Source organism: Sphingomonas sanguinis (genome assembly GCF_001476905.1).
GTDB classification, from domain to species: domain Bacteria; phylum Pseudomonadota; class Alphaproteobacteria; order Sphingomonadales; family Sphingomonadaceae; genus Sphingomonas; species Sphingomonas sanguinis_B.
Genome location: NZ_LDTE01000114.1, coordinates 1 through 13,690, shown reverse-complemented (window position 1 = coordinate 13,690; position 13,690 = coordinate 1). Strand labels below are relative to the sequence as shown.

Below are 13,690 nucleotides of genomic sequence, written 5' to 3'. Positions count from 1 at the left end.
CGCCCACGCTTCATCCGACAACCAGAATAGCGCCATGCCTCATTCCTCCTGATCCACACGCCAGTGAATCAGGAAAACTGTCACCACTCAAGATGCTGATTGGGTTTGGACCCTAGTAAAAGCTTTCCCTCCGCCGTCATTGGTAGTTCAACATATTTTGAGAACCACTCGCGAGACGCAGGATTCCAAAGCGGTCCTGACGGAACGCCCTCTTGTAATGGGATACCAAGCTGTCTGCACTGCTCTTGGGTATATTCAATAAGAGGCATTCGAATAATATTCGTGGTGACATCTGAGACAATGTCAACGCCTATTTTGGGTATCAGCAATACGGTATCTTCGAGGTCCTGCACCATGCCTGTTTTGGCCGCTTCGCTTCGGCTTAGAGCTCCCCATACGTCGTGCGCCGACCCATCACCCAACGCTCTGCCGCGCGATCTTCCGCGAGACAACCCAAGGTGGGTTTCGTTTGGCTCACGCAACTGGCCAAGCAAAGCTTCCGCTTCCGCATTGTCACCTGCTTTAATTTTTAAGAGAATGGTTTCGAAAAAATTCTGGATCAGGGACACGCATCCGTCCCCCCAATCCGTGTGCATGAGCGATAGGGCACGGGGGCTTACAAAAACCTTTGTGTCCCGCTCAATGTCAACGTCTACAAAGTCGAGCGTCGCTTGGGATCGCTTAAGTCGATAAATCGTCGAAACGCGCTTATTACGTCGCTTGGCCATGCGATCCCCCGATTTTTATAATTTTCGAAGGTAGTTATCGTGATTTAGAATCCAAGAGGGATTTGAGCCGATAGGGATTTAATCTCACATGCTACACGTCAGGGCTTTCAACGCGGCGAGTAACGTCCTCCGCTCGCGCAGAGTATCACGCTAATGAATAAAGCCCTGTCGCTGCGTTAGGCGGCGGCACTGATCGGCACCGTCCATGTGGTCGATGGCGGCTACGTAGTGTGGGGAGCTTTCCGACACGACGTAAAGGTTGACGAACGCGCGGCAATGTGTGCCTATCACCCGAAGGGCTAATAGGCCGCTCCCCGCCAAGGAAACGTATTTTTTCTTGGACGGAGTCTGCCCAGTGAACAAATGGCAAGCCCTTGTGGACATCGTTAAGACGTTCGTTGACGGCGGTAAGCCCGGATATGCTTTGGCGGCGATCGTCGTGATGTGCGGGCCAATCGCCATTTTCGCGTGCGCTACGCTATTGAAGATAGTGTGGAAGTGAACTCAGGCTTTGCGGATAGCTTCGGCCAGTGTGTCGAAGCGGTCGTTGACAATGTCAGTGAGCTTGTCTTGCCCGCGCTCGACCCGCTCCATCGCTTTGTCGATCGCCTGCACCGCGCTTTCTAACTTGACGATCCGCTCGACATCCGCCGTCCGCAGATGTTCGACCGCGTCGATGCGAGCGGTCTGGTTCTTGATCTGATGTTTCAGGTCGTCATGCTTGTCAGCGAGAAGAGCGATCTTGTTCATCGCCTCCTTGGTGATCGCTCGGACGATGAGCCCGGCGGCGGTCGAAACAGTCGCCAGCCCCGCTGCCCATTCAATCAGCGAGGATGTCTCGAACATCATCGCGCCACCGCGTCCACAATCGCGGTCAGGGCGGCAGCGCCTGATGCTGACAGGCCTGCCCGAATGAGCCACGTCAGAGCGACGGATTTAACGGCAGGGATTTCCCAAACGATCTTCGCGTAGTGGATCGCGGTCGGGCCTAACCCCCGCCATGAGCGCTTACGCATTCGCCACCGGGGTCGAGGCGTCGGGATCGGCAGGCGCGGTCCAATTCGCGACCTGAATACCAAGCCCAGTCATCCCGTTGAAAATTGCCTCGATCGCAATGCCGAAGAAGCTGTCATCCTTGGGGCCATCATTGCGGATGGCGGCAATCTGCTCATGCACGTCGATAAAGGCGTCACTTTCGACCAGCGGCTTTATCGCGAGGTAAACGTCGTGACGCTGGAGCGCGGCTTCATATGCCTTTTGGCGTTCGTAGTGGGCGAGGCGGGTGCGCATTTCCTGCGCCTGTTCGTCGGTAATCTGTGTCTGTTCAGCCATGTTGTATTTAGTAAAATTGCTGCCCGACCGGCACGCCTGTGACATCCACGACGAACATGTTGAGAGGAATGTAGAAGTCTGGTGGTTGATCAGTGTCGGGGCCGGGACCAATCTGCACATCGTCCCAACTCACCATTCGCGTTCGAACGGTTTGCCCACTGTCGGCGACTAATCCGCCATAGATTTTGCCGTCGTTTTGCCACGACGAATAGCTGTTGCCGCCCCCTGTATCTTGGTCGGGGCTGGTCGGCCCACCACCGCCATCGCCGTAATAGCTTTTTTCGCCGCTAATGCGGTGGCCAGCCCATGCGCCTTGGCAAAACGCAAGTTGCCGCCCGCCGTAGGTCACAACTTGCTCTCCATCCACGGTGTTTCCGCTCAGAAGGTTGAGGACGCGCATCACTCGCTGATTGGTGGAGAAGGTGATTTCGTTCGCGGCGTTACGGACTTCCAAGCCGAAACCGCTGGCCGGGATCGTGTTCGACTTCTCGAAGATGTAATACGTGAATGGGGTACCAGCGGGCGCGCCATTCGTCCCATAGATTTTCTGGCCAGTGCTGCCCCAAATCCCGGCACTTGCCGCCGCGTAGCCGTTGCCCCCACCTATGACGATCAGTGCGTTGGGATAAGTCTGCGAAGTCGGGATAAGAAAACTCGTGGGACAGGTGTTCCCAACTTTGCGGTCTTCTACGTAGGTCGTGCCGCTCACGCGCAATGCGTAAGTCAGCATATCCCCGTTAAATTGCATCTTCCCATTCGCGTCACATATCTCGAAACCCTGTGCCATCTTCTACTTAGCGGATGCCGTAGACGATCGTCTGTTCTGGCCGATTATACATGTAGCCGTTGTAGTAGGCGACATCGCGCGGATACGTCCAAATTAGCGAGTTGCCTTCTTGCCGCCATGTTGCATCGAAGCCGCCGCTGTCGAACTTACCGTCTATCCGGCACCAAAACGCGACATGCTGACTGTATTGCGTAAGCCGGGCGTCATAGATGCTGCCGGTCTTCGCATCTCCAGTATGATTGTTGCCGCCGGGCGGAAAGCCGATCGTGACGGTTCCGAGAAACTTGATCACCGGACTTGTTTCATCGAACATCAGGGTGCCGCCAGCGTCCCAAACGCGTAGTCCGTCCGCCATCAGAAATTTAGTCCGAACGCAACACGGCGGGTACCATTGCCGTCAAAGACTTGGATGTTTTGATTTGTGATCTTCATGCGATTGCCGCCGCTGTCTGCGCCGACGTTCAAGTTTCCCGCGAAATTCACATCACCGACAATATCGACGCCACCGCCTCCGTTAGCATCAGCGCGGACGGTCATTTGCGCGCGGTTATTCCCCGCGACGGCTTGCACCTGCCAATAGGCGGCGGCGCGTCCGTTGAGGGTCGAGATCGCGCTTTCGGTGGTTGAAACACGGGCTACGAGATTGCTGTCTTGGACCTTCTGCGCAGCAATCTCGCCAGCGGTCGCGGGGCGCATGACGACGCGGTGCCAAACGCTGCGGAAGAAGCCGAAATTCGTCCCGCCTTGGAAGCCAGACCAACCGGACATCAAGTAGAGATTGGCATTGCCGGTGTTCGCACCGTTGTAAAACAACCATGTGAACTGGCGGTTGGCCGTGCCGATGTCACCGAAGCGCCCGGCGGTGTCCGCATTGGTCGCGAACCCGAAGTTGAAGACATAGCCATTGTTGAAATTGACGTGGACGCCTGAGCCAGACCAGTTGCCGTCTTCGCCCGTGACATCGACCTCGAACGCATACCAGCCGGGTGCGACGTTGTAGATTGGCTGCGTGATCCCGTTATTGATGCCGCCGCGATCGATCTGAAGGGGGGCGGGCGCTCCGTATCTGCTGTCACGCGGGCTTGCGCCAAGGAACGCGCCATTATCATTCGCCCAGCCGCCCCAACCCGGTGGTATAGCAGCGCCACCACGCCCAACCCAACCGGGTGCATTGAAAGTGCCATTGCGCAACATGTTGCCGCTGTCGTTGCTGACCTGTGCTTCGACCACGCTCGTGCGGTTGCTGATTGAGGCGTCACGACTTGCCGATGCCGTCGCCTCATCACGGATGCGCGCGGCAAGCCATGAGTCCTGACCTCCGGCAATCTGCGCTTCCGTCGTGCTGACCCGGTTGGAGAGAGCGTTGTCGCGGTTCGCGCTGGCGGTGGCTTCGTCCGTGACGCGACCATTCACCCGCAAATAGTCCTGATATCGATCGCCGTTCCAATTGTTCAGGTCATTGCGAACGCCAGCATAATTGGCTTCAGTAGTCGCGACGCGGTTTGACAGGGACGAATCTCGATTGGCAGAAGCTGTGGCCTCATCACGGATGCGAGCCGCGAGCCATGAGTCCTGACCGCCTGACATTTGGCTTTCGGTGGTGCTGATCCGGTTCGACAGAGCATTGTCGCGATTGGCGCTGGCGGTAGCCTCATCGGTGATACGTGCTTGAGCATTAGTCGCAGATTTCGATGCGGCCAGCGCTGCAAAGATGGGGGCTTCTGAACCATCCACAAGTTCGATTATCGGACGACCGAAGGCCTGATATGCGCCATTCGTGGCATAGAATTGGTAGGCGCGGTGGCTCGGCTGAAAGCCATCAGGCCTAAAGCAATAATTCCAACCATCCGCGATCTTGATGCCCGTTGCCATATCCCAAACGCCAGCGCCAGCGTGGGTCTTTCCTGCGCTATTTCGGGGGAAGAGATAGCCAACGAACAAGTGCCATTTGTTGGGTGTTAGATTCCCAATGTAAGCGAAATACGGATTTCCGTTTTCAGTCGTTGTGTTGATGTCGCAGACGTTCGAAGTGCCCCAATATGAAGTACGTGTTCCACTGCCCAAGGTCGCAATCGGGATCATGAAACGATAGGTCTTGTCAGGGTCAAGTGGAGCTATGATGCCGCTGTTCCATCCCCCTGCGCCTTGACCACTTCCATCCGCCTGACAGAGCCACGCATCGCCCGACGAACCATCAGGCATAGGCAAATTGTCAAAGTTGCCGCCATGGGGGAACTCCACGATTTCGTTGCGCTGCCCGCCGTTCAGTCCCCACGGGATAGCCGCACCCTTCTTCCACCAACCGACATCAACCAGATTGCGCCGGTTGTTTCGGACAAGCGTCTTGAGCCCGCTATCTTGATCACCGCGAAACTGTGCTTCGGTCGTCGCGACACGATTGCTGATGGAATTGTCCCGGTTATTGCTGGCCGTAGCTTCATCGCGGATGCGAGCCGCGAGCCAGCTATCCTGACCACCGCTGATCTGGCTCTCGGTGGTCGCAACACGATTACTGATCGCGCTGTCACGGTTCGCCGATGCCGTAGCTTCGTCCGAGATGCGGGCATTCGTGGCGTTGACCACGGCCTTGGCGGAACCGGGTGTGTAGGGATTCCACTCCGTCTGCCCTTGTCGCGCAAACCCGAGATAGGGGCGGATGAACCACGCGATGCTCCCCGCCTCGCTGCTGAACGTCTGATACTTCCTGAGCGCCAGCCGCATGGTGGCGGTGCCGTCTGGCACCCGGACTGACTTCGCGCCGGTCTGATCCCAACCGCCAAGATCAGGACCGCCATTGTTATAGCGAGCGCTTGTGAACTCGCCCGCATAGCCGTTCCACGACCCGTCGCGCTTATAGAAGAAGATGCTGACCCAGTTGTTAGCACGATGGGATGCGGCGAAGGCGTACCCCTGAACATAGTCGCCACCCTTTACCGCGACAGGCGCGCTGACGATTTCACAAAGAGTGCTCGCGACTCCATTTTCTCCGATGGTGATGGAATTCTCACCCGTGATGTTCCAGTAGTCACCGCCGCCATTCCGATCGAAGCTCGTTCCTGCGGGCTGTGACGTGATCTGCCATCCGTCCAGTGATGTGAGGTCGGAATTCGTCACGAGATTACCCGCGCCACTGTAGCGAGTTTCTACACTGCCTATTCGGTTCGCCAGCCCGGACGTTTCATTGCTTCTCGCCGTCGCCTCAGCGCTGACCTTCGCGTCGGCTTGCGCATTCGTGACATAGTTAGCCTCAACAATCTGAAGACGATTGCCAATAGCTGCATCTTGTCCCGCGCGGGTAGTTGCCTCATCCGTAATCTTGGCGGCGTTCGACCATTCACCCGTGACTTCGCGGAAGAACCAACCGGCAATGACGTAGCCGCCGTTCGTTGGAATATTGTCGACGTTGATGCGGGGGCGAATCCAATAGCAATTCGTATTGCTCACGATCGCGTCATCGACCTGAATATCGCTGGCGTAGCAGTGCCAAGCGCCATTCGGAATGGGCGTATAGAAGCCATCGGTCGCTTCAGGAGCAGTGCTTGTCGCACCAAGATATGTGTTGGCCGAATATTCTTTGTTTGCGCCTTCCCAATAGACGCGAGTGTGTCCGCCATATCCGTTGGGGGCTGACCACTGCCACACCCAAATTCCAGCCCGATAACGCTTGCCCGGAGTGGTTTTGATCCAGCCCGCCGGGTCCATATAGAGCCATGAGCCCATGCCGGGCGCGAACGCGACGCCAGCGCCCTTTGTATGATTGGGCTCCCATCCGACGTTGCCGGTGTTTCGCCCGCCAAGCTCGGTCTGCCACCCCCATATGGTCGAAGTGGTTTCAAAGCCGGGGAAGGTCTTTGCGACTTGATCGGCGGTATAAGCGGCTTTGCTCTCCAGACTGGTTGTGCGCGACGTGATAGCGGCATCGCGCGTGACGCTGGCGGTCGCTTCATCACGAATGCGGGCTGATAGTCCGCTATCCTGATCGCCGCGAAGCCTTGCCTCCACGACATCGACCTTGTTGGATAGGGCCTGATCGACAGATGCTCGCGCTGTCGCCTCGCTATTGATCTTCGCGTTGTAGTCGCTGCGGTCCGTGCTGGCCTGCGCCACTACGTTATCTACCCGCCGACCAATTGCGTCATCCCGACTGACCAGTGTCGCGACTTCCTGCGTGATCCGGCTCGTGAGATTGCCACGGTCGGTCGTCGCTGTGCTTTCAACCGTGTCGAGACGCTGGCTGAGGAGGCGGTCGCCATCAGCGCGTTGGGTCGTTTCTGTCGAGATGGCGGTGAACGCATCATCGGCACGCTTTTGGGCTGCCGTCACGGTAGTCGAGATCGTGCCTTCCGCCCCCTTGGCTCGGGCGATTTCGTCGGAAAGGTCGGCGCTGGCTTTTGCGGCTGCGTCACGGGCGGCGGTGATCTGAGGCGCAAGGTCGGTGCGAACCTGCGCGGCTTCCTGTCGAACGGTCGCAACGGTCGTGTTGGTCGCGGCGACGCTCGCCGTGAGTTCACTTTTCGCCTTCTCGACTGCTGCTGCGGCTGCCGCGCGATCGGCGTCCGCCTTCGCGATGAGGTCGACGGATTTGATGATCTGGCCCGACGCGTCCCGGATGGCCGCAATGGCATTACCGGCATTGTCCCGGACAGTGGCGGCAGGGGTGCCGCCGACACTGGCTGTGTCCTTGGCGGTGTTGTCGCGCGTGACATCTGCGCCGGGTGCGATCCCGCCGAGCTTGCCGCCCTCACCGGGATTGATGTCGGCGAGGCGGGACGGCGTACCAGTGAGATCGACATAGGGAATGGTGACGCGGGCAGTCCTGATCCCATCTTGGAACCACGCCCCATAGACGCCACTGGTCATGCGGTAGCGGGCGCGAACCTCAACGTCAGTGCCGGGCGCATTACTGGAGAAGGTGAAGCTGCCCGCCGTGGGGTCATGGGCAGCGGCTTGTTCGGTCCAGCCCTCTTCGGCACCCGCATATTGGCCACGGATACGAGACTGAATTTGGATGCTCGACACTCGCCCAGAAGCCTGCGGTGTCCATTCGACTTTGATTTCTGAAACTTCGCTCACGAAGATATTTAGCCGACACCCTGATAGGCGGCGGTCGATAGTCTCAGGCCCTCAACAGGGAGCCATGCGCTCGCATCATAGCCGCCGGGACGGACGACGGCGGGCAGCGGTTTCTCTTCTCGATCCCACGCATAGACTTCCGACGATTCTTCCCGAAGTGTCATTTGGAAAATCATCAAGTCATTTTCGGTCTGAGACTGCACGCGGAAGAGTTTGTTATTCCAGCCCTGCGACGGCAGGCTCAGCGTTACGAGACTGCCGACCTGAACCGCGAATGCCTTTGGACCGAATGTCGCGGTGAAGAAGCCGGGCGTCTTGGCTTCCCGCATCAAGAATTGCTTGGCGATCCGCTGGCAAGTTTCCGCACGAGAGACGAAGCCAAGGTCGAGGCTGAGCGTGCGCGGGACGCCATCAGGGAGGTTGTCCGTCTCGATGACGCCCCAATCGACCAATTGGAAAAGCTGGGCGGGATCGGCGAACCGGCCACGCACGATGTTGTAGGTCTCGCGGGCAGGACCGCTGGGCACCCAACTATAGGGGGCAGGGGAGTTCATGCCGCCGACCAAATCGCTTTCGTCAAAGGCCTGTTTCGGACCAAGCGTGTCGTCATAGCCGCCCACAAGCCCATATGTGCCGCCCACGTCGGTGAGTTTGCACGACCCCATGGCGGCGGTGAGGGCGGACAACACCGTCTCATGGGTATCGGCGGTCGATACGATCCCATCGGCGGTGTAGCGCTGCACGGTCGAGCCATCGGCGGTGACGACACGTTCTTCGCAGACGTTCGCATAGACGCGAAAGTTGTCAAGATTGATGCGGTTGAGCGGAATGCCCATGCCCCACAACAGTTTGCCGTTGAGGCGATAGCCAATCAGGTAGGTCAGGAGGGCGAGGGCGGGGTTGCGGCCAATCTCGATACCAGAGTGGACGAATTCCCACGTCGCCTGATCGCTGGCCCGGTGCGGACCCGAACCACCCGCCGTTGAGTCGAGGCGAGGGTCGTAGACAGGGCAACCATCGACAATCGTGATTACCCGCTGGGGGATACCCTGAGGCCACGCCTTGCTGTCGAGCTTCCAATCTATCGCCAGATAGGCACAGCCGGTGAACCGGGATGATGAGGTCCAGTACGCCCCGGAACCGAGCGGCTGCGCATTGGCCGACGATCCTTCGTTGATCGCGCGAAGAAAGTTTATGCCATCCGTGTGGGCAACGAGCGCGCCGCTCGTCCACGTCAGGTCGTCTTCAAGATAGATGTCGCGGATCGTGACTTTGTGGGATGCGAGCGCGATCACTTGCGCATAGCGGTCCTTCTTGCTGCCCCACGTTTCGAAGAAGCGAACATCTGCGCCTGCGGCAGTGCGGCCGAAGACGATCTTGCGGGGTGCAGAGGGCACGACTGAGTTTTGCAGCCGGTCGGCCATCGACTGGCTGACGGATTGCGGTGCTTTGCGGATGAGTGTCCCGACGCCCGCCAACGCGAGCGAGACACCAAGCCCGACGACCGTGGAAGTGATGGCCGTGACGACGGCTGCGGATGCGCCGTAGAGCGACGCGACTGCGCCCAACAAAGGGGCGGCATAGACTATGACCGCGACGGCCACGGCGATCATCACGACCGATTTGATGACCTTACTCACCGGATACGACCGGGAGTTCGAAGGGTACGGTGAAGGCGTAACGGCAATCGCGGGTCGGGATTATGGCGAGGCGATCGACGCCTTGCTCCTCACCGACAAAGAAGCTGAATTGGCCGACGCAGACGCCAACTGTGGTGGCATCGCGCATCACGATGTCGCCGCGTTGAGCGAAATGGACGGACTTGGGTTCGCCGAACCACGATTTGACGGTCTTTAGGAGCGTCCCCGCGCCAAGCTCGCGAAGCGCGGTGCGTGCGCCGTTAGCAGTGTCATAGGTGCCGCGATACGCGACGGCGGGATCAACGCCGGTTTGGGCTCTGACGCATGATGCAGCGAAGAGTGCACAATCATGCTGGCCCCAAACGAACGGGTCATATTCTACGCGGTCAAGATAAGTTCTAAGGCGGTCTTCCCAATCGGGGTAACGGACGATGGCTTCCATCGTCTATTTAGGTTGATCAGTAGTCTACCTGATTTTGGTGCACACTTCCGTCAGGTGATCTGCCGCCGTAACCCGTGGCACCACCATTCGCGACAGCCTTTGCGGGTGCAGGATCACCACTCGCGATGCTCGCTGCATAGTCTTGAGACGTATCTGTGGGGTCGTATTTCTTCTGGTCGAGATAAGTTTGATTAGTCGCGTTCAAAACGAGTGACTGATGGCTCTCAATCGTCAGCGTGAAGTTATGGGATCGACCATCGTTTTGGATTTCGACCTTATCCATCGCGCCGCTTCGGACCCGCCGAAACATCCAAATCGGCTGTGCGAGCGGATCGGCCTGCGGGATCAGAATGGCGCGCCAGATGGTGGCGGGACGGGTGAGGTATTCAGCCGGGAGAGCCTCTGCCGCCGCAAGCGTGACGTTGGGACTGGCGGGGACCGCTAAACTGATGGTGAATTCGTCCGAGCCGCTATAGCTGAATGTGTTGTCGCCGATCTGGATAGCTACGCCGTTCGCGACCGGCTCGAAGGTGTTGCCATCAAGCAAGCTGTCCCCTGATCCCGTGGGCTGGATCGGATGCGCGCCAGTCCAAACGAATAGCGTTTCGTTGGCGAATTCCAGCCGTGCGGCGAGATAGGACGTGATGGCGGGGGCGGTGATCGCGCTCATCACCTGCGGCGTCATGTTGTCGCGCATCAGACGACTTCACGCGCCTCAATCGTGCCGAAATCGGCGACGCGATCGGGGTCGAGGGTGTATGCAGGGCTATCGGTGATCGCGAGACGAAAGACACCGAAGGGGCGAGCGAACTCCACCGCTGTCCCGGCGGCAAAATCTGCCCGGAGAGCGGGTTCAAACCGCACCGTCACGCGGCCATTTGCATCCGCCACGGCGGCAGCTTCGGTGATCCTGAGAAGCTGCGCCCCAATGGTGAGCCACTGACCCACTCGAAGGGTCGAGAGAGCCCCTGCGGCCCATCCCGAGACGCTGACGGCATTGTTTGTGGCATAGGCCTTGGTCGCGACAGTGCGGCCCGTCAGCCCGCTCACGATTGTGCGATTGGGGTAGAAGCGGAATGAACCGACCATGCCTTGGAGGCTCAGGCCCCAAGCCGCTATCACCTCAGCGCGCGGGATGCGCATCCGTGGCCACGACCAAGACAACTTCCACTGACTGGCTTGGTGAACGACCTGAACCTTCTTCGAGTAGGGCGATTCGGTCGCGGATTGGACGCGATCCAGAACAAGGCGTTCGGTCGCAGGCGAATATATGGGGAAATCTATAGGGAAACTGGCCACGAGATATTTAGCTCGTGGGCTTAGATCGTCCGACGTTGCAGCTTCTTGAGCGTGGAATCGGTCGCTTGCCTCGTGATGAGCGGCACTGCTGACATCACGCCCTCTGCCACCATAGCGCGGACCATGGCGGGGTCATTGCTTGTGATCGGCCCGTTGATGTTGATGTGAAGACCGCCCGCGTTATCATTGGCGGCAAGCGACCGGAGTTCTCTGTTGTTCGTCACTCGCGCATTGGCACCGATGCCCACGACTTCCGGACCACGTTCACCTACAAGATAGTTGCCGGGTGATGTCATGCCGCCGTTTGCGCGTGCGCCCTTCAACCCCTTTAGCAAGCTCCCAAAGATCGACCCCAACAGGCCTGAGCCGCCACCCTCACCACCACCAAACAAAAGATTACCGAGAGGTTTGATGATCGCTTGCTGAAGGCCAATGTTGATCAAACCATTGATGATCGTCTTCGACATGCTGGTGAACGCCTCGCCGACACTCTTCGCGCCATCAATGATGCCCATCAGTCCATCTTGAAGCGACTTCAGGCCTTCGACTTCGACATTCTCAAACGCATAGTTGAGTTCGTTATTGGTCTTCGGAATTGCGTCGAGATAAACTTCTAACGGCGATTGATTCTGACGCCTAACCCCGTCTTCAGCGAGATTTTGAAGAGCGGGCAGGGCCTTCAACCGGGCTTCCGCCGCCTCGCGTTCAGCGCGGGTTGCCTTGCCGAGTTTTTCCAATTCGATCGTGTGTTCAAGCTGGAGACGCTCTTGATCAAACTGGTTGCGAACCAGCGCCAACGACTTGTCGCGACGATCCCGTGTCGAGCGGGTGAGCGCCATTTCTGCCGAGAGCATATCGGCGTCGAGTTGCTTTCCCGCCAATGCGAGGTCAAGCCGATCCCGCGTAATCTCTGCATCACGATCCCGAATGGTTGCGTCGTATTCTGTGTTGAATATCTCGCGTTCGATTTCCTTCAACAGTTTGGCTTGGGCAGCGGTGTAACGTTTCTTACCCTCTTTGACTTCCTTATCGCTGCCGGTCTGCATGTCGATGTCATCGGCGTTCATGTAATAGCGATTGCGAATTTGCTTCGCCGCGAGGTCTTGGCGCTCGGTTGGATCGTTGGTCATTCGCTCTTGCGAACGATAAAGGTCAGCGCGTGCGCCAAGGAATGTGCGGTCCCATGCCGCCGACAGTTCACCATCACTCTTCAGTGTCTGGCTAGTTTTCTTCTTTGAGGCTGCGTCAGGTTTGGGGAGAAGTGCATTGGTCGATTTTGGTGGCGTGACCCTCAGGCCATGCCGGGACCGTGCTTCCAGCCGGGCGATGTCTTCCCGTTCGCCCCGCATTGCTTGCATGTCGGGGTCATTCTTATTGCGGCCAGCCCGGATGTTGTCGTTGTAGCGACGTGTCAGGTCATCATGGAGCGCTTGGCGGCCGGCCTTCGTCTTTTTCAATTCCGCGCGATCATCGGCCTGCATCTGCTCAATAGATTTGCCCGACAGCCGAGCGCCGATGACGTGCGGCACATCCCATTTCAGCGGATTGCTCTGCTGAGTAGACATCAGCTTCTGCACGTCCATCTGAGCGAAAAAGTTGGCGGCGGCAGTCGCGGCCTGCGTGAAGGCATTCGCCAAAGCCATCAGGGCGTCTGCGTTCTGGATGATTGCGCCCGCCATCTGGGCGTTGACGATCATCTTCATCGTGTCGAGTTGGTCATTCACCTGCCCGCCGTTGCGCAACAGGTGGTCGTCCAGCACGATCCCGTAGGATTCTGCGGCATCGGCGAGGGTGTTGAAACCCTTCGACCCATCGGACATCAGAAGGGTGAGGTCGCCCGCTGACTTACCAAATAACTCGATTGTCTTCTGATTCCGGGCAGTCACGGCCCCGAGTTTCGCGATACCGTCCATCGCTTGTTTGAGCGCGGTGTCGGTATCTGCGCTCCTGACGCCAAGATCATGGAAGGTTTTCGTTAGCGCCTTGTTGCCGTTCTGCGCCGCGCCAAGGTTCTTTGCGAATTTCTCCACCGCCGCATCGGCATTCTCAACCGAGGAGCCGGAAAGCTGGGCAGCGTAGCGGAATTCCTGAATCGTCTTGGTCGTTGCGCCGGTACGGTCAGCGAGATCAACGATGGCGTCACCGTAGTCGAACGCCTCTTGGATGCGTTCTTGAATAATGTCGAACGAGAATGCGCCAATGAAGCCACCCGCGAAGCCAATGGCGGCATTCTTCGCGATGTTCATCGCATTCGTGATTTGCGATGCGGTCTGCTGCGTCGCACGCGACGCATTCCGAAGACCGGCGATAAACTGAGCGCTTTCGAGCGCGAGATCAACTACGAGACTACCAACATTTGCCATGCTGGTATTTAGGGTCCAAACCCAAT

10 protein-coding genes and 1 pseudogene are annotated in these 13,690 nt (G+C 58.2%); all 11 read right to left on the bottom strand.

Going from position 1 to position 13,690, the window contains the following annotated elements:
* Positions 1-80: 80 nt before the first annotated feature.
* Positions 81-569, bottom strand: a complete 489-nt coding sequence (locus SB4_RS19780; RefSeq protein ID WP_153006283.1) for a hypothetical protein — start codon at positions 567-569, stop codon at positions 81-83.
* A 663-nt stretch (positions 570-1,232) separates the two neighbouring features.
* The gene (locus SB4_RS15865) at positions 1,233-1,577 is read right to left on the bottom strand and encodes a hypothetical protein (RefSeq protein WP_058753347.1); all 345 of its coding nucleotides are present in this window, start codon (positions 1,575-1,577) and stop codon (positions 1,233-1,235) included.
* A 159-nt stretch (positions 1,578-1,736) separates the two neighbouring features.
* The gene (locus SB4_RS15860) at positions 1,737-2,018 is read right to left on the bottom strand and encodes a hypothetical protein (protein WP_193753851.1); all 282 of its coding nucleotides are present in this window, start codon (positions 2,016-2,018) and stop codon (positions 1,737-1,739) included.
* Positions 2,019-2,067: 49 nt separating this feature from the next.
* A complete protein-coding gene (locus SB4_RS15855; RefSeq protein WP_058753345.1) occupies positions 2,068-2,847 on the bottom strand; it encodes a hypothetical protein in 780 nt (259 codons plus the stop codon).
* 7 nt (positions 2,848-2,854) lie between these two features.
* Positions 2,855-3,202, bottom strand: a complete 348-nt coding sequence (locus tag SB4_RS15850; RefSeq protein WP_058753344.1) for a hypothetical protein — start codon at positions 3,200-3,202, stop codon at positions 2,855-2,857.
* Positions 3,202-7,920 (bottom strand): phage tail protein, encoded by a 4,719-nt coding sequence (locus tag SB4_RS15845; RefSeq protein ID WP_153006281.1) that lies wholly within the window; start codon positions 7,918-7,920, stop codon positions 3,202-3,204. The genes SB4_RS15850 and SB4_RS15845 overlap by 1 nt, the downstream gene beginning before the upstream one ends.
* Before the next feature lie 8 nt (positions 7,921-7,928).
* Positions 7,929-9,560: a phage tail protein gene (locus SB4_RS15840; protein ID WP_153006280.1), complete on the bottom strand. Its 1,632-nt coding sequence runs from the start codon at positions 9,558-9,560 to the stop codon at positions 7,929-7,931.
* Positions 9,553-10,002, bottom strand: a complete 450-nt coding sequence (locus SB4_RS20620; RefSeq protein ID WP_082670237.1) for a DUF6950 family protein — start codon at positions 10,000-10,002, stop codon at positions 9,553-9,555. Before SB4_RS20620 ends, SB4_RS15840 begins: the two co-directional genes overlap by 8 nt.
* Positions 10,003-10,018: 16 nt before the next feature.
* Positions 10,019-10,699, bottom strand: coding sequence for a hypothetical protein (locus SB4_RS15830; RefSeq protein WP_058753340.1), 681 nt, complete (start codon positions 10,697-10,699; stop codon positions 10,019-10,021).
* Positions 10,699-11,091 (bottom strand): hypothetical protein, encoded by a 393-nt coding sequence (locus SB4_RS15825; RefSeq protein ID WP_193753849.1) that lies wholly within the window; start codon positions 11,089-11,091, stop codon positions 10,699-10,701. Before SB4_RS15825 ends, SB4_RS15830 begins: the two co-directional genes overlap by 1 nt.
* Positions 11,092-11,321: 230 nt before the next feature.
* Positions 11,322-13,690, bottom strand: a pseudogene (locus SB4_RS15820) (hypothetical protein); the annotation flags it as partial.